The following is a 17440-nucleotide window of genomic DNA, read 5'->3' on the forward strand; positions in this document are numbered from 1 at the left end:
GAAGATTTTAAACCAAAAACACTTTTACTTCGTATATTTCTATATACATTTGCAGTAAAATAAGAAAACAATTTGCTTCGGCATAAATATATACAGTCATGGGAAGATTAGGTCTTACAGAAATCCTCGTAATAGTAGGTATTGTGATATTACTTTTTGGAGGGAAAAAAATTCCAGAATTAATGAAAGGTTTAGGAAGCGGAATTAAGGAATTCAAAAACGCTGCTAAAGACGATCAACCTGCTCCTGCAGTAAAGAAAGAAGAGGAAGAAGTTAAATAATAACTTTTAAACTTATTAAAAATCCCAAGCTACAATTGTATGATTGTAGCTTGGGATTTTTTTGTTTTAATAATTTTAGGAGTCTTTTTACAATGAAAAAAGTTGTATCTAATCTTTTATATATTTGCTGAAATTTACTTTTATGAAAAAAACTTTACTTTTTTTAATTCTTTTTATACAATTCTTTACATTATCTGCTCAAAATCCAACAAATGTTAAACGTGAATACGGCTCATATCAAGGATTTTCAGATGGAAATGTTTTTTCTACGGCAATACAACCAGACGGGAAAATATTAATTGGCGGTGCCTTTAGCTCTTATAGAGGAGACAAGGTTTCTAATAATATAATTCGTTTAAATCCTGACGGTACAAAAGATACTAGTTTTAGTGTTGGCAGTGGTTTTAGCAACTCAATGTATGCTAATTATGTGTCTTCAATTATTCTGCAAGACGATGGAAAAATAATTGTTGGCGGCGTTTTCACCAAATTTCAAGGATTTCCTCAAAATTATCTAATCCGTTTAAATTCGAACGGAAGTAAAGATACTTCATTCAATATTGGAACTGGATTTATGGATAATCCAAACGGTGGTTCTACGGTACTTTCAATGGTTAAACAAAATGATGGTAAGATCTTAATTGGTGGAGGGTTTTTAGGTTATCAGGGAGTAGCAAATAAATATTTGATACGTCTTAATGCTGATGGAACTAAAGATGCTTCATTTGATATTGGTACTGGATTTGATTCTACTGTAAATTCAATTGTCTTACAAAATGATGGGAAAATATTAGTGTGTGGAAAATTTACTAAATTTCAGGGAGCATCACAAAATCGTTTAATTCGTTTGAACACAGATGGAAGTAAAGATATTTCTTTTAACATATCTGCAGGATTTGATGATACTGTAAATAGTGTTTTAATACAGCCTGATGGAAAGATTGTAGCGGGTGGTTATTTTATGAGATTTGATTTTAATTCTCAAAATGGACTAGTACGTTTAAATTCTGATGGTTCTAAAGATTCTACTTTTAATATCTTAACGGGTTTTGGTTTTGCTCCATCTGTAACAGCTTTAGGTTTACAACCTGATGGTAAAATAATTGCGGGTGGTGGATTTCTCTCCTATAAAGGAATTTCTCAAAATCATTTGATTCGTCTAAATTCTGATGGAACCAAAGATAATTCTTTTGATGTAGGAACTGGTTACGGAATAGGCCAAACAGATCGTATTAATTTTATTGTTGTTCGACCAAACGGAAAAATATTAACCGGGGGATATTTCGATAGCTACAAAGATATTACTGTAAATAATTTTGTATCTATAAATAATGATGGAAGCAGGGATATTACTGTGCAAACAGGAAATGGATTTAACAATCCTGTTAATGCAATAGTTCAACAAACGGACGGAAAAATGATCGTTGCAGGCAAATTTACTAATTATCAACAAACTCCTCAAAATTGTCTTGTACGCTTAAATTCAGACAACACTATTGATAGATCATTTAATATTGGCACCGGTTTTTTTAATTATTGGGGGGGGGTGTCTGCTATTGAAGCTATTGCCTTGCAGCCAGATGGAAAAATAATCGCTGGAGGAGGTTTTACCGCTTTTCAAGGTGTTAGTCAAAAGCAGTTAATTCGACTAAATCCAGATGGAAGTAAAGATCCCTCATTTAATATCGGAGGTGGATTTGATGGTTCGGTTGGAACCGATAAAGTTCATGCAATTGCCCTGCAACCAGATGGAAAAATAATTGTTGCCAGTGATTTTTGGCAATATAATCAATCTCCAAATGGTAAGCTTATCCGTTTAAATCCTGACGGAAGCGTAGATAAATCTTTTAATATTGGATCTGGATTTAATTATGTGGTTGAATCAATAGTTCTCCTAGAAGACGGTAAAATAATTGTAGGAGGAGAATTTACAAAATTTCAGGGGCTGAATCAAAATTTTTTAATTCGGTTAAATGCTGATGGAAGCAAAGACAATTCATTTAATATTGGAACTGGATTTAATTATCCGGTAAATTCTTTAGCACTTCAAAAAGATGGTAAATTACTTGTAGGTGGGATATTTACATCCTACCAAGGTAAAGCACAAAAATATTTGATTCGTTTGAATACTGACGGAAGTCAGGATGATTCATTTAAAACTGGTACTGGGTTTAATTCTCATGTTCTGGGGATTGCAATTCAAGCTGATGATAAAATAATTGTCGGTGGAGAATTTACAACATATCAAAACTCTGTTCAAAATCGTGTTGCCAGATTAAATACTGACGGAAGTCATGATGTTGTTTTTAATCGCGCGATAGGAAATTTTAATTCTGATTCTAATGTTCGTACAATTAAAGTTCTGCCAGATGGACAAATAATATTGGCTGGAATATTTACTACATATAATGAAAACAATAGGTCTGCTTATATTATGGGATTAGAAGGCGATTATATTGCCACACCCTTAATCTCAAAAATTACACCAACAAACATAACCTGCACAACAGTTTCGGGAGAAGCTTCAATAACTACTAATGGAGGTAGAAGCCCTTATACTTATCTTTGGTCGAATGGAGCAACAACAACTAAAATTACTGGATTAGCTCTTGGCGATTATTCCTGTAAAGTAACCGATGCAGATTTAACCATAATAACAGAAAATTTCGAAATAACTTTAATTCCAGATACTGAAAAACCAACAATAACTGCACCAGTAGATGTTTCTGTAAATATATCTTCAGGATGTACTTCAAACGGAGTAGTATTAGGAAATCCAATAACTGCTGATAATTGTTCCATTGCTTCTGTAACTAACGATGCTCCAACAGCTTTTCCTGTGGGAAATACAACCGTTATTTGGACTGTAAAAGATAATAGCAATAATATCGCAACAGCAACTCAAATCGTTAAGGTAAAAGACATTGCTTTACCAACAATAAAGTCACCTGCTGCTGTTGTTATAAATACAATTTGTACAACAGCTGACGTTGTATTAGAAAATCCAGTAACCACTGACAATTGTACGGTGGCTATTGTTAGCAATAATGCTCCATCTACTTTTCCTGTTGGTAACACAACAGTTACTTGGACTGTTAAGGATGGTAGTGGTAATATTGCAACAGCTAAACAAATTGTTACTGTAAAAAGACTTGATGTAAAGGTTACTATTAATGCAGGAATTTTAACAGCTACTGAAACTGAAGCGACATATAAATGGCTTGAATGCAATAATGGTTCATTTATAGAAATTCCAAACGAAAATAAAATTTCTTTTACTCCTATTAAAATTGGAAATTACGCTGTAGAAGTTACTAAAAATGGATGTTCTGTAACAAGCACTTGCTATCAAGTCAAAACTCTTGGAACAAAAGATTTTGACTTAGAAAATTCCCTAAAATTATATCCAAACCCAACCAAAGATTTTGTCACAATTGAAATGAATGCATCTGATAATGCAAATTTGAAGGTTTTTAATATGAATGGACATTTCGTCCTTTCAAAAGAATTGAAAGCAGGATCTACAATAGTTAATATTTCACATTTAGCTGCTGGTGTATATTTATTTGAAATTTCAAATGAATTAGGATCTTCGATCAAAAAAGTAATTAAAAAGTAATTTATATTAAATAAAAAAGTCCAAAAAATTTTGGACTTTTTTATTTAATAATCTTAGAATTTGGAATTTAAATATTAAAATTTTTAAAGTATCATAGTAAGTTGAATTCTCTTTCTATCTTCATCAACCTCAGTAACTTTTACATCAACATGCTGGTGTAATTTTACCACTTCGTTTACATCACTTACGAAACCAGCTCTCAATTGAGAGATATGAACTAAACCGCTTTCTTTGATTCCGATATCAACAAAACAACCGAAGTTGGTAATGTTATTTACAATTCCCGGTAAAATCATTCCCGTTCTGACATCTTTGATTGATTTTACATTTGCATCAAACTCAAAAACCTTTGCTGACTTTCTTGGGTCTAATCCCGGTTTTTCAAGCTCTTTTATGATGTCTTTTAGCGTTAGCAAACCAATTTCTGGTGTAATATACTTTTCGGCCTTAATTAAGGCTGTTTTCTCTTTATTTGCAATTAAATCGTTTACCGAAAGATTCAAATCTTTTGCCATTTTCTCTACAACCGGATATGCCTCTGGATGCACTGCAGAATTATCCAGCGGATTTTTTGCATTCGAAATTCTAATAAACGCCGCACCTTGCTGATACGCTTTGTCTCCTAAACGTGGTACTTTTTTAAGTTGTTTTCTATCTTCAAATGGGCCATTTTCAGAACGATATTGTACAATGTTTTCGGCAAGCTTCTCCCCGATTCCACTTACGTAACTTAGTAAATGTTTACTTGCCGTGTTAATGTTAATTCCAACCGAGTTTACGCAGCGAATTACAGTACTGTCTAATTCTTCTTTTAGTTTGGTTTGGTCAACATCGTGCTGATATTGTCCTACTCCAATTGCTTTTGGATCTATTTTTACCAATTCGGCCAACGGATCTGAAAGTCGACGTCCAATTGAAACCGAACCACGAACCGTTACATCATAATTAGGAAATTCTTCTCTCGCAATTTTTGATGCCGAATAAACCGAAGCTCCGGCCTCAGAAACTATAAAAACCTGCAGCGGTTTGTCGAACGCGATTTTTTTTATGAAAAATTCGGTTTCTCTAGAAGCTGTTCCGTTTCCGATAGAAATCGCATCTATTTGATACGCATTTACCATCGAGCGGATTTTTTTTATTGCCATTGCTTCCTCATTTTGAGGCGCGTGCGGATAAATGGTTTCATTGTATAATAAATCTCCTTTTTCGTCAAGACAAACTACTTTACAACCGCTTCTAAAACCTGGATCGATTGCTAAAATTCGTTTTTCTCCCAACGGCGGTGCTAATAATAACTGACCTAAATTGTTGGCAAAAACCTGAATCGAGTTGGCATCGGCTTTTGCTTTGGCTTCCTGCAAAGTTTCATTTCCAATTGCCGGATTCAATAAACGTTTAAAACTGTCTTCGATCGCTAATTGTAAATGCGCTGTTGTATTATTTTGTTTTTTAATGATAATTTCATCAATAACGTCATATGCATCGTCGATATCAACATCAATTTTCATCTTAACAAAACCTTCGTTTTCTGCACGAAGCATGGCCAACAAACGGTGTGAAGGCGCTTTTGTCAAATTTTCATCCCAATCAAAATATTGACTGAATTTTTGCGCTCCTTCTTCTTCCGCTTTCTTTTTTACGACTTTAGTTCCAATCGTAGCTTTGCGTTGGTATAATCTTCTTAGTTGTTTACGAACGTATATATTTTCGTTAATCCATTCGGCAACTATATCTCTTGCGCCCTGAATTGCCGCTTCTTCATTTACCACATTATCATTAAGATATTGAGTCGAAAGAAAATCAATATCAACATCACTTTCAGACATAATTAATTTTGCCAAAGGTTCCAATCCAAATTCGCGGGCAACATCGGCTTTTGTTTTTTTCTTCTTTTTATACGGAAGGTAAAAATCTTCAATTTCTTGTAAATCAAAACTATCTTCAATTTTTTTCTTCAAATCTGGCGTAAGCGCTTTTTGTTCTTCAATAGATTTTAGAACCGCTTCTTTACGTTTTACAATCGCTTCATATTCTTTATGAAGTTTTGCAATCAGTTCAATCTGAACTTCGTCTAGATTTCCGGTCGTATCTTTTCGGTAACGAGAGATAAACGGAATCGTACAATCTTCTTCTAAAAGTTTTACTGTGTTTTGAATGTTAACCGCTGCTGTTGGTACAGACTTGGCAATGAATTGAATATTAGTCATAGCTTTAAATGAGATAATTTCTTGATTATAAAATGACTTAATCTGTTTGTTTAAAACCTTAAACAGTTAATCATTCGGGAGGCTAAAATAATATCTTTGTTTCTATTTTTTTAGCCAATGAAAGTTTTATTAATATATTTTTTAGTCGTAAATGTTTTCGAGTTTGCTATTGCTGGGTTTGACAAGTCTATGGCTATCAAACAAAAACGCAGAATCCCAGAAAATACTTTATTTTTCCTTGCCTTTATCGGCGGAACAATTGGGTTGTTAACAGCAATGTTTTTATTTACTCATAAAACGAGTAAATTTTCTTTTATTGCAAAATTTGCAGGAATTATTTTGATTCAAGTTGCTGTTGCATACTTAATATTTACTTATAAAAAGTAGATATTAACAATGTTAATAACTCCAAAAACAACATTTAAATAATTGATATATAGTTTTTTAAAATAAAGAAGCCAGGTAAATTTTAAAAATCCGCCCGGCTTCTTTATTTATATTGGTGCGTAGCACCCGATTTTTTTTGGCTTTTTACGAGCAAGCGATTTTATTCACTCTGTTTTGGTGTCTTCCACCTTCAAAAGCTGTAGCTAAAAAAGTTTCAACAATCTCAACCGCTTGTGGAATAGATGTATAACGTGCCGGAATGCTTACAATGTTTGCATCATTGTGTAAACGTGTTAAATACGCAATTTCTTTAGTCCAGCATAAACCAGCTCTCACTTTTGGATGTTTGTTAACCGTCATAGCGATTCCGTTTCCACTTCCGCAGATTACGATTCCAAAATCAGCTTTTCCTTCCGATACATCATTTGCAACCGGGTGTCCAAAATCAGGATAATCTACAGAATCTTCAGAGTCTGTTCCGTAATTGGTTACTTCATATCCTTTAGCTTTCAGCATTTCAACAATTGCTTTTTTATATTCTGGTCCGGCGTGGTCGTTTCCAATCGAAATTTTCATTTTTAATACTATTAAGTTCTGTGGCACAAATTTACTTAATAAATAAATGCTTGCCACGAATTACACTAATTTTCACTAATTTCTTTTTTAATCAATAGTTTTAAACATTATTAAAATCACAGTTATAATTCGTGTACATTCGTGCAATTCGTGGCAACAAAAACATCAATTCATAATTCACATCATATCAAACCTTTATCAGTTATTAACAATTTTGATAAGTATATAAGAACCTGATTATCAATAAATAATAAACAAGATTTTTGTTAAATTTTTATTGTGTTAATACTAAAACCTAAATCGTTGATATTCAGTTAACTTTAAATTAACACGAATTGTTAATAAGTAAAGAAAGAAAATTAGAAGTTTTTTTTGGTTGTATCATAAAAAAACCTAATCCAAAACTGGAATTAAAAATCCTAATAAAGTTTGAGGAATTTTTAGAAAAGTTATCAATATCAAAAATGCTATTTTCAACAGAAATCAACATATCAACTTATCTACAAAATGAATTGTTTTTTGGTTGTTAACCGTTGTTAATTAAAATTGAAAAAGGCTTAAAAATTAATCATTTAACTAAATATAACTATGTTGATAACTCCCGATAAGTAAGTAAAACTTCATTTCAATACTTTTAAAAATAAATTTATTCGACATATTAACACACTATAATAACCAACAAATTTTTTTAAATTTTTAAAAATCTTTTTTGTTGTATATAATATATGTTGAAAACTATTAAAGTTGAAAATCGAAAAAAAATATTTTTGAATTGAAATTTAGTTGATTCAGACAATTTTGAGAGGATTGTTAAGATTGTCCAGAATTTCCTGAACTTGTTCGAAATCGTTTGGATGAACTTTGAGTTTAATGCCACCCAGGGCTGCAGAATACATTGGTACGACAGAAAGCGTCATTTCGTTTTCAAAAAAATATGGAATTCCTTCCTGCTCTAATAAGTGTTTGAGAATAACTGTTTCGTGATCGTAATAAAATCTAGCGATCGTTTTAAAGCTTTCCATAAAAGGTATTTTTATAAAGATACGAAATGAGCAGCATTTAAGTTGAAAAAGCAATAATTTTAATATATGGGTCTCGTAAATTGTTTAAAATGAATGAAAAGCAGTTTTTTAAAGTTATAATTTTAATAATTCTATTTGTTAAAATCTGTAATCTGATATCTTATTTGTAATTTTAAACTTTATAAGAAAAGATATATGAGTAAGAAAATTAGAAAGCCGATAAAAAATGAGAAGGATTTCTCAAGCAAAATTGTAAAGATTTTATCGCAAAGCCCTAATAAAGTATTTAATTACAAACAAATAGCAGCAAAGCTTGAACTAGACGATACAAAAAGCAGAAACCAGATTATAAAAGATTTAAAAATTCTGGCTTCGTCCAAAAAAATTATAGAATCTGAACCTGGTAAATATTTAGTAAAAGCAGAAAGTCAGGATTATTACGAAGGAACAATAGATATGACAAGCCGTAAAACTGCTTATTTTATTTGTCCCGATTTTGCAGAAGACGTTTTTATTCCGACCAATAATTTGAATCGTGCGCTGGATAAAGACAAAGTAAAAGTTTACGTTTATAACCGAAGAAAAGGAAAAAGACCTGAAGGTGAAGTAATTGAAGTTGTAGAAAGAAATAAAACAGAGTTTGTTGGAGTTATTGACATTCAGGCCAATTTTGCTTTTGTTTCTACTGCAAATCCTAAAATGTACACGGATATTTTTATTCCGAAAGACAAAATAGGAGAGGCAGAAAACGGAGATGTTGTTTTAGTAACAATTGAAGATTGGCCAAAGAGAGCTGATTCTCCATTTGGATCTGTGATTAAAGTTTTAGGAAAACCTGGAGAACATAATACAGAAATTCATGCTATTTTGGCTGAATACGGTTTGCCATCCGATTTTCCGGTAGAAGTAGAGGTTTATGCACAAAAGATTGATACTTCAATTCAGGAAGCTGAGATTGCAAAACGTCGCGATATGCGTGATACATTAACGTATACGATAGATCCAAAAGATGCAAAAGATTTTGATGATGCTCTGTCTTTCAAAAAGTTAGAAAACGGAAATTACGAAATCGGAATTCACATTGCCGATGTTTCGTATTATTTGGAAGAAGGAACAATTTTGGATGATGAAGCATATCAAAGAGCAACTTCAGTTTATTTGGTCGATAGAGTAGTGCCAATGCTACCTGAAGTTTTGTCCAACTTTGCTTGTTCACTTCGTCCGCATGAAGAAAAATATACTTTCTCTGCTGTATTTGAAGTTTCTCCAACCGCACAAGTTATTAACCAATGGTTTGGTAGAACGGTAATTTATTCAGATCAGCGTTTTGCTTATGAAGAAGCACAATATATTATTGAAACAAAAGACAATACAATTCCAATTGATATTTCGATAACAGGTGAATCTTATGTTGTCGCTGATGAAATTGTTCAAGCTACTTTAAAACTAGATGAATTAGCCAAAATTTTAAGAAAGAAAAGAATGCAGAATGGTGCTATTTCTTTTGATAAAGTCGAAGTAAAATTCAACTTAGATGCAGAAGGTGAACCAGAAGGCGTTTATTTTAAAGTTTCTAAAGATGCCAATCATCTTATCGAAGAATTCATGCTTTTAGCCAACAGAAAAGTGGCTGAATACATTGGAAAACAAAAGAAAACCTTTGTTTACAGGATTCACGATGAACCAAACGAAGATAAATTGATTGCAATGCAAACTGTAATTGCAAAGTTTGGTTATAAAATTGACTTTAGAGATAAAGGCAATATTTCGAAATCATTAAATGCTTTGATGGAAGAAGTAAACGGTAAAAAAGAACAAAACTTAATTGATACTCTTGCTATTAGAAGTATGAGTAAAGCCAAATATTCTACAGATAATATTGGTCATTATGGTTTAGCTTTTGATTATTACAGCCATTTTACTTCGCCAATTCGTCGTTATCCAGACGTTATGGTACATCGTTTGTTACAACATTATCTTGATGGAGGTGCTTCTGTAGACGAAGAAACATACGAAACTAAATCTTTGCATTGTTCCAACATGGAAAGTTTAGCCACAAATGCCGAACGTGATAGTATTAAATACATGCAGGTTAAATACATGCAGGATCATCAGGATGAAGAATTTCTTGGTGTTATTTCTGGTGTTACCGAATGGGGAATTTATGTTGAAATTGTTTCTAACAAATGCGAAGGTATGGTTAGAATCAGAGAGATAAAAGACGATTATTATACTTTTGATGAAAAACAATATGCCTTGGTGGGGGCAACATCAAACAGTATTTTACAATTAGGAGATGAAATTTACGTTAAAGTAAAAAATGCCGATTTAGTTAAAAAACAATTAGATTTTCATTTTTTACGAAGAGCAGAATAGTTGTTAAATTTAAAAAAAAGAAACATGAAAAAATTAATTATAGGTGCTGCAATATTAGTTGCACAAATGTCTTTTGCACAGGTTACCAAAAATTTAGGAGATTTTGATACCGTTAAAGTTTACGATAAATTGAGTGTAAAATTAGTTCCTTCTTCTGAAAACAAGATTGTTATAAAGGGAGCAAGGGAAGCTGAATTAGAAGCTGTAAATAAAAATGGTGTTTTAAAATTAAGAATGCCTTTTCCAAAACTTTTATCAGGAAACGATCTTGAAGTTACTTTGTATTACAAACGTTTAGAGCTAATTGATGTAAATGAAGGTGCTTCAGTAACGAGTAACGAAACTATAAAAGCAACAGTTTTTAAAGTAAGCGCACAAGAAGGCGGAAAAATTAATGTAGATTTGGATGTTGATAAAATAAATGTAAGTTCAGTTTCTGGCGGAGAAATCACATTGTCTGGTAAAGCTTCTAATCAAGATGCAGGTTTAGGTGCAGGAGGATATCTTCTGGCAAGTAAATTAGCTACGTCTCAAACGAAAGTAAGCGTTTCTGCGGGCGGAAAAGCAGATGTGAATGCTTCGACCTTAGTAGACGCAAAAGTAAGCGCAGGAGGCTCTATTTACATTTACGGAAAACCAAAACAAATTAATCAGAAAACGGTTTTAGGAGGTAAAATCGAAGAGGTAAAGTAACTAATTGTATTTGAATGATAAATGATATTTTAACTGGGCTGCCATGGGGACTTTTTCTAAGTTTTATGGTAGGCCCGGTATTTTTTATACTAATTGAAACCAGTATTACCAAAGGATTTAGAGCTGCTATGGCTTTTGATTTGGGAGTAGTATTAGGTGATATTTTTTTTATAGGAATAGCTTATTTAGGAAGTTACAGACTTATTCAAAGCTTAAAAGATAAACCGGCATTATTTATTTTCGGAGGAATCATTATGCTTGCTTATGGAATCATTTCTTTTGTAAAATTAAAGAATGATGAAAAAATGGATGACGAAGAAATTGACCGCGATATTATAAAAAGAAACTACGGTAGTTTGTTTATAAAAGGCTTTATCTTAAACGTTATCAACATTGGAGTTCTTGGTTTTTGGCTGGCAGTTATTATTTCTGTAGGGCCAAAATTAGAAATGGAAAACGCTAGAATGTTTACATTTTTTGCATCGGTTATCATTACTTATTTGTTGGTTGATTGTATTAAAATTCTATTAGCCAAACAATTAAAATCGAAACTAACGCCAAATAACATTCTAAAAATTAAAAAAGTAATTAGTGTTGTTTTAATGATTTTTGGAGTGGTGTTAATAACGCAGGGATGGTTTCCGAAAGAAAAAGAAATGGTCAAAAATGCTTTTGAAAGAATTGAGAAAAAGTAATTAACTTAAAAATATACTGTGAATAAACTTTTACTTTTATAATATTAAACCTCTCAATTGAGAGGTTTTTTTATGATTATAAGTGTTGTTTGTCATTGCGAGGAACGAAGCAATCTTACTACAATGATTTAAAAATGTTTGATATTCTTAGTGAGATTGCTTCGTTCCTCGCAATGACAACAAGGCACAAAAAAACCTTCAAATTGCTTTGAAGGTTTTAGAAGCCTCTTCCGGATTCGAACATAATCTTTATCTAATTTTTTCTAAAAATTAACCACAAAAAAACCTCTAAATTTCTTTAGAGGTTTTAGAGGCATCGTCCGGATTCGAACCGGAGTAGGAGCTTTTGCAGAGCCCAGCCTAGCCGCTCGGCCACGACGCCATTACTTGAACGGATGGCAAAAGTAACTAAAATCTTTAAAATTCAAAACTTTAAAATGAAGTATTTTAAAAATTTAGGTTTTTGTTTTAGAAAATTACTTTCTAATTTCCGTCATTTTTATCGTAACTGATTCTACATCACCACCAATAGGAGGATTTATTTTAGAAACCCAAACTGTAGTTTTTGTTACCGAATTTATCTCTGCCAACACACGATTATTGATTCTTTTAGCAACATGCTCTAATAAATGCGAACGAATTGCCATTTCTTCAGCCACAATTTTATTCAAATGAACATAATCTACCGTGTCTAAAAGATGATCTGTATCTGCAGATTTTTGTAAATCAGTTTTAATTTTTAAGTCAACTGTGTAATCAGAACCTATTTTTCCTTCTTCGATTAAACATCCGTGGTAAGAAAAAGTTCTAATGTTTTTTAATTTTATAACTCCCATTTTATTATTGTTTCAAGTTTAAAGTTTCAGGTTTTCCGCCACTTAAGTAACTTTAAACCTGAAACCTGAAACCTTTTTTTTATCTTTGCTAAAATTACTATAAAATAATGGCATCAGAAGAGAAATCACTCAATTTTATTGAACAAATCATAGAGGAAGACGTAAAATTAGGTCTTTCAAATACTAAACTTCGCTTTCGTTTTCCACCAGAACCTAATGGATATTTACACATTGGGCACGCAAGTTCTATTGCGTTAAATTTTGGTTTAGGACTTGATTATCAGTCGCCTGTAAACTTACGTTTTGACGATACTAATCCAGAAAAAGAAGAACAGGAATTTGTTGATGCTATCAAAAAAGATGTAGAATGGTTAGGCTACAAATGGTCTGAAGAGCGTTATGCTTCAGATTATTTTCAACAATTGTATGACTGGGCAGTTTTATTAATTAAAAAAGATAAAGCCTATGTTGACAGTCAATCGTCTGAAGATATGGCGATTCAAAAAGGAACTCCATCTACAGAAGGTGTTGACAGTCCGTTTAGAAATCGTTCTGTCGAAGAAAATTTAGACCTTTTCGAAAGAATGAAAAACGGTGAATTTGAAGCCGGGACTCATATTCTTCGTGCAAAAATTGATATGAAATCTACTAATATGTTGATGCGTGATCCTATCATGTACAGGATTTTGCATAAACATCATCATAGAACAGGAGATACCTGGAAAATTTATCCAATGTACGATTGGGCACACGGACAAAGTGATTATTTAGAAGAGATTTCACACTCATTTTGTACACTTGAATTCTTGCCTCACCGTGAACTTTACGATTGGTTTTTAGATCAGATTTTAGACGAAAATAAACTACGCCCGAAGCAAAGAGAATTTGCAAGACGTAATTTATCACATACCGTTGTTAGTAAAAGAAAATTACAGCAACTAGTTAAAGAAAAGCATGTTAACGGTTGGGATGATCCAAGAATGTCAACAATTTCCGGATTAAGAAGACGTGGTTATACAGCAACTTCTTTGCGTAATTTTGCCAATACAATTGGTATTGCAAAACGTGATAATTTGATTAATGTATCGGTTTTAGAATTCTGTATTCGTGAAGATTTAAACAAAATTGCACCTCGTGTAATGGCGGTTTTAGATCCTGTAAAACTAGTAATTACAAATTATCCTGAAGGAAAAGAGGAGTGGCTTGAAGCCGAAAATAATCAGGAAGATGAAAGTGCTGGTTTCAGAAAAGTACCTTTTTCTAGAGAATTATATATCGAAAGAGAAGACTTTTTAGAAGATGCTCCGGCAAAATATTTCCGTTTGACTTTAGGAAAAGAAGTGCGTCTTAAAAATGCGTATATCATTAAAGGAGAATCTGTTATAAAAGATTCAGAAGGAAATATTACTGAAATTCACGTAACTTATGACACTGATTCTTTAAGCGGAAGCGGTACAGAAGCAAGTCAGAGAAAAGTGTCTGGAACTCTACATTGGGTCTCTATTCAACATGCTGTAGAAGCAGAAGTTCGTTTGTACGATCGTTTGTTTACAGATGAAGCTCCAGACAGTTATAAAGACAAAAACTTCTTAGATTTTGTGAATCCAAATTCATTAGAAATTGTAAAAGGATTTGTTGAACCAAGTTTATCAACAGCTCAAAATGAAGACAAATTCCAATTTCAACGTTTGGGTTATTTTACTGTTGATAAAGACTCAACTGCTTCAAAATTAGTATTTAACAAAACTGTTGGATTAAAAGATGCCTGGGAAGAAAAAGGTAAAAAAGAAGAAAACAGCATCAATAATTCTTTAAAAGATATCAATAAATATTTTAAAGTTGAGACAAAACCAGAACGTATTGCAATTGAAAGCGCAATAGGGGAGAGCATCAAAAATGTTTCCAGTTTTTCTTTATTACAAAATTCATTAAAGAAGAATATCAACAATAATAAGGCTTCACTTTTGTTTTCTCAATTTTTATTGAAATATTCAAACTGGAAATCTTCGGATTTTGAAGAAGACGATATTAAAAAATTATATACAATGTCTCTGAGAAGTGAATCTACTTATGTAAGATCGAAAGCACTTTTGAATTTGAGAGATATTGAAAATTCAGATTTGAGAAATCAATTTGATGATGAGATTTTAAAAGCATATTCAAATCCACCAAAAAATGCATCGGAAAGAGAAATTGAAATTCTTTCTGAAATGGTGAAGAAGTAATATCAATATAATTTATGAAAAGCGCTTTTATAAGCGCTTTTTTTTATTATTTAGTTTTTCTATTGAAATTTAAAAATTTATAATTTTAGTAGATCAAAACTAACCTTCATAAATTGATTCTAAGACGTTTTTTAAATACTTTCGATTCATTTATCATCTTTGTAAAAATCTTTAAATAGTAAGCTTTATTTTAGTTTTAGCTTCAATTTTAGACCTATTTAAGGCTTATCAACATTGGATTGTTGATAAAGTTGAAAATCAGAATTGATTTTCATTTTAATTGTGAATTCAAACTCAAAAAACCTACTCAATATTAAATATCAATTTTATTTATTACAAATAATAATTTAAACGTTTAAATTTATTATTTATAAAAACTATTATATTTTAAAATAATATAATTTATTTAGATTAAAATTGAACTTCATAAATTAAATCTAAGGCAATTTTTAATTTCTTCCATCACATTAATCATTATTTGAATAATTGTTGATTTAGAAGCTTTATTTAAGTTTTAGGCGTTATTTTTCTTAGTTTAACGGGTTATTAACATACAATTGTTTATAAAGTTGCTATTTTTATGACTACACCAAAAGTCAGCGAAGATTTTAAAAATTTAGATTTCCAACAGATTCAAAATTGAGTTGTATTCAAAATTTTAAAATTTACATTTTTGTTTGATGCATATTCAGAACAGAATTCTTAAAAAACAATTTTATGTCCCGATTTTCATTGTGATCTGTATTTGATAATATTTCGCGTAAAAGGTATTTTTCAGAATAGATTCATAATTTTCAAAATTACATGAGATTGATTTAGCGTTATTTTTAATTTTTAGATTTTCGGCTGACATTCATTTAAATCTTAAAAAAATAGAAATCATGAAAATTTTATATTTTACGCTGTCCTTATTATTTGCAAATATTGCAATTTCTCAAACACATCAAATTACAAAACACAATGGAGAAGAGTTAGATGTGAATTTTATTAAAAACGAAAATGGTTTAGTTTATTATTCTTTGAATGGAAGTTCAGAAGAAATGAAAATCAGTAAATATGCTATTTCTAAAATCACTAATAAACAGACCAACAAAACTCAGAAAATCTCCGACAAAATAATTGTAGATTCAAAAGACGATTACAAAATGGTAACAGTTCTGCCTCAGGAAAAGACAATAGGGCTGAAACAGGCCGCTAATTTTTCCGGAGTTTCGACCAGGACAAAAGGCGAACCGCCAATTGCAAATCAAAACCAAACTGCTATGAGAATCAAAACGCAGTCTGCATCAAATGGTTATCCGTTTGTAAGCATTGTTGAAAAATCTGATGGTAAATACGAAGCGGTTGCTTATGTGTATTAATTGTATTGTTAATTTTTGATAAATATCAATTTAATAACAATTTGTATTTTGAAAATTGAGTACCTTTATTAATCATTTAAATTTAAATATCATGTCTAAAAACTTAAATACAGCGGCAGCAATTTTAGCAGCAGCAGCGGCAGGAGCAGCCATCGGAATTTTATTTGCTCCAGATAAAGGTTCTAAAACGAGAGCTAAATTGAAGGAAGGAATTGATGATGCGGCACATAATATTAAAGATTCTTATGACGCAAGTTCTGAAGTGCTTCGTGAAAAATTTACAGGTGCAACAAAAAATCTTGATGGAACTTTGAATGATTTACTGTCGAATGTAAGTCATAAAACGGAAGAAGTAATTTCTTTTTTAGAAAAAAAACTGGCTGAATTAAAAGCCCAAAATGCTAAACTTCAGAAATAATATATTGGAAGCACAAATGCAATTGATTTTTTAGTTGTTTTTATTTATTAAAGTGGATAAAAAATGATTATTTAGTTGTGCATTTTGTGCTTCTTTTTTTAATTAAAAATTTAAATATGGCTTTTGAAGAATTAAAAGAAAATACAGAGAATATTCAGGAAAGCACTAAAGCTTACATTGATAGTAACTTAGCTTATTATAAACTCTGGGGTTTTAAAGTTGCAATGAAATCAACGACTTTAATATTTAAGTTTACTTTGATTTTATTATGTTTCAGCATGGTTATGATTTTCGGATCTTTTGCGGCTGCGTATGCTTTTGGTTCTTTATTTGGAAGTAATGCACTCGGATTTTTGGCAGTAGGAGGGATCTATCTTTTGTTTACAATTTTACTTTTTCTGATAAAAGATAAAGTTGTGGAAGGTCCTATTTTAGAGAAATTTTCAGAAATCTTTTTTAACGATTAATTTATGGAAGTAAAAAAATACTCATCGTATGCTGAAATTGAAAAAGATCTTGAAATTTTAAAACTAGAAAGAGAGATCAATTATCAGAAAATGGTTTTGAGTTTTCAGAAAACGAAAGAAAGTATTACGCCTGAAAATGTTTTGGGTGGGATTTTTTCTTCGTTCAAAGATTACTTTTCAAATTCTTATGGAAGCATTTTACAATCGGTTTTGCCCTTTGCAATCAATTGGTTTATAAATAAAAAAAGAGGCAGTTAAGCCTCTTTTTTGTTTTTGA

General features: G+C 31.4%; 15 protein-coding genes and 1 tRNA gene. 11 read left to right on the forward strand and 5 right to left on the reverse strand.

Annotated features, from left to right (window positions below):
- Window positions 1–98 precede the first annotated feature (98 nt).
- Window positions 99–281 (forward strand): twin-arginine translocase TatA/TatE family subunit, encoded by a 183-nt coding sequence (locus tag EV144_RS10530; RefSeq protein ID WP_134148599.1) that lies wholly within the window; start codon window positions 99–101, stop codon window positions 279–281.
- A gap of 142 nt (window positions 282–423) precedes the next feature.
- Window positions 424–3900 (forward strand): T9SS type A sorting domain-containing protein, encoded by a 3477-nt coding sequence (locus EV144_RS10535; protein WP_134148600.1) that lies wholly within the window; start codon window positions 424–426, stop codon window positions 3898–3900.
- A gap of 83 nt (window positions 3901–3983) precedes the next feature.
- On the opposite strand, the gene EV144_RS10540 is transcribed toward EV144_RS10535, so the two are convergent.
- Window positions 3984–6107 (reverse strand): Tex family protein, encoded by a 2124-nt coding sequence (locus EV144_RS10540; RefSeq protein ID WP_134148602.1) that lies wholly within the window; start codon window positions 6105–6107, stop codon window positions 3984–3986.
- Window positions 6108–6224: 117 nt separating this feature from the next.
- On the opposite strand from EV144_RS10540, the gene EV144_RS10545 reads away from it, so the two are divergent.
- Entirely contained in the window at window positions 6225–6494 is a 270-nt protein-coding gene (locus tag EV144_RS10545) for a DUF1294 domain-containing protein (protein ID WP_134148603.1), read from the forward strand.
- 144 nt (window positions 6495–6638) lie between these two features.
- Here the strand turns inward: EV144_RS10545 and rpiB are convergent, their stop codons facing one another.
- Window positions 6639–7070 carry a ribose 5-phosphate isomerase B gene (rpiB, locus tag EV144_RS10550; protein ID WP_134148605.1) on the reverse strand — a complete coding sequence of 144 codons (432 nt, stop codon included), beginning with the start codon at window positions 7068–7070 and terminating at the stop codon, window positions 6639–6641.
- Window positions 7071–7858: 788 nt separating this feature from the next.
- Window positions 7859–8092, reverse strand: a complete 234-nt coding sequence (locus EV144_RS10555) for a putative signal transducing protein (protein WP_134148607.1) — start codon at window positions 8090–8092, stop codon at window positions 7859–7861.
- Between the two features lie 195 nt (window positions 8093–8287).
- On the opposite strand from EV144_RS10555, the gene rnr reads away from it, so the two are divergent.
- Genes rnr through EV144_RS10570 form a run of 3 tightly spaced genes read left to right on the forward strand, consistent with a single transcriptional unit; the run spans window position 8288 to window position 11856 of the window.
- Window positions 8288–10468 carry a ribonuclease R gene (gene rnr / locus EV144_RS10560; RefSeq protein WP_134148609.1) on the forward strand — a complete coding sequence of 727 codons (2181 nt, stop codon included), beginning with the start codon at window positions 8288–8290 and terminating at the stop codon, window positions 10466–10468.
- Window positions 10469–10492: 24 nt separating this feature from the next.
- Entirely contained in the window at window positions 10493–11161 is a 669-nt protein-coding gene (locus EV144_RS10565) for a head GIN domain-containing protein (protein ID WP_134148611.1), read from the forward strand.
- Window positions 11162–11175: 14 nt separating this feature from the next.
- The gene (locus EV144_RS10570; protein ID WP_134148613.1) at window positions 11176–11856 is read left to right on the forward strand and encodes a LysE family translocator; all 681 of its coding nucleotides are present in this window, start codon (window positions 11176–11178) and stop codon (window positions 11854–11856) included.
- Window positions 11857–12167: 311 nt separating this feature from the next.
- Here EV144_RS10570 and EV144_RS24135 read toward each other — a convergent pair.
- Both EV144_RS24135 and folB read right to left on the reverse strand, forming a co-directional pair.
- Window positions 12168–12238 (reverse strand) — tRNA-Cys (locus EV144_RS24135).
- Window positions 12239–12332: 94 nt separating this feature from the next.
- A complete protein-coding gene (folB, locus tag EV144_RS10575) occupies window positions 12333–12692 on the reverse strand; it encodes a dihydroneopterin aldolase (protein WP_134148615.1) in 360 nt (119 codons plus the stop codon).
- Between the two features lie 107 nt (window positions 12693–12799).
- Between folB and EV144_RS10580 the strand changes: the two genes are divergently transcribed.
- The 5 genes from EV144_RS10580 (at window position 12800) to EV144_RS10600 (ending at window position 17421) form a co-directional block, all read left to right on the forward strand.
- The gene (locus EV144_RS10580) at window positions 12800–14917 is read left to right on the forward strand and encodes a glutamine--tRNA ligase/YqeY domain fusion protein (protein ID WP_134148616.1); all 2118 of its coding nucleotides are present in this window, start codon (window positions 12800–12802) and stop codon (window positions 14915–14917) included.
- Between the two features lie 881 nt (window positions 14918–15798).
- Window positions 15799–16278 (forward strand): hypothetical protein, encoded by a 480-nt coding sequence (locus EV144_RS10585; protein ID WP_134148618.1) that lies wholly within the window; start codon window positions 15799–15801, stop codon window positions 16276–16278.
- A 91-nt stretch (window positions 16279–16369) separates the two neighbouring features.
- Window positions 16370–16696, forward strand: a complete 327-nt coding sequence (locus EV144_RS10590) for a YtxH domain-containing protein (RefSeq protein WP_134148620.1) — start codon at window positions 16370–16372, stop codon at window positions 16694–16696.
- Window positions 16697–16812: 116 nt separating this feature from the next.
- The gene (locus tag EV144_RS10595) at window positions 16813–17163 is read left to right on the forward strand and encodes a competence protein (RefSeq protein ID WP_134148622.1); all 351 of its coding nucleotides are present in this window, start codon (window positions 16813–16815) and stop codon (window positions 17161–17163) included.
- 3 nt (window positions 17164–17166) lie between these two features.
- Window positions 17167–17421 (forward strand): DUF6327 family protein, encoded by a 255-nt coding sequence (locus tag EV144_RS10600; protein ID WP_134148624.1) that lies wholly within the window; start codon window positions 17167–17169, stop codon window positions 17419–17421.
- Window positions 17422–17440: the final 19 nt, after the last annotated feature.

This window comes from Flavobacterium sp. 270 (genome assembly GCF_004368785.1).
Classification (GTDB): domain Bacteria; phylum Bacteroidota; class Bacteroidia; order Flavobacteriales; family Flavobacteriaceae; genus Flavobacterium.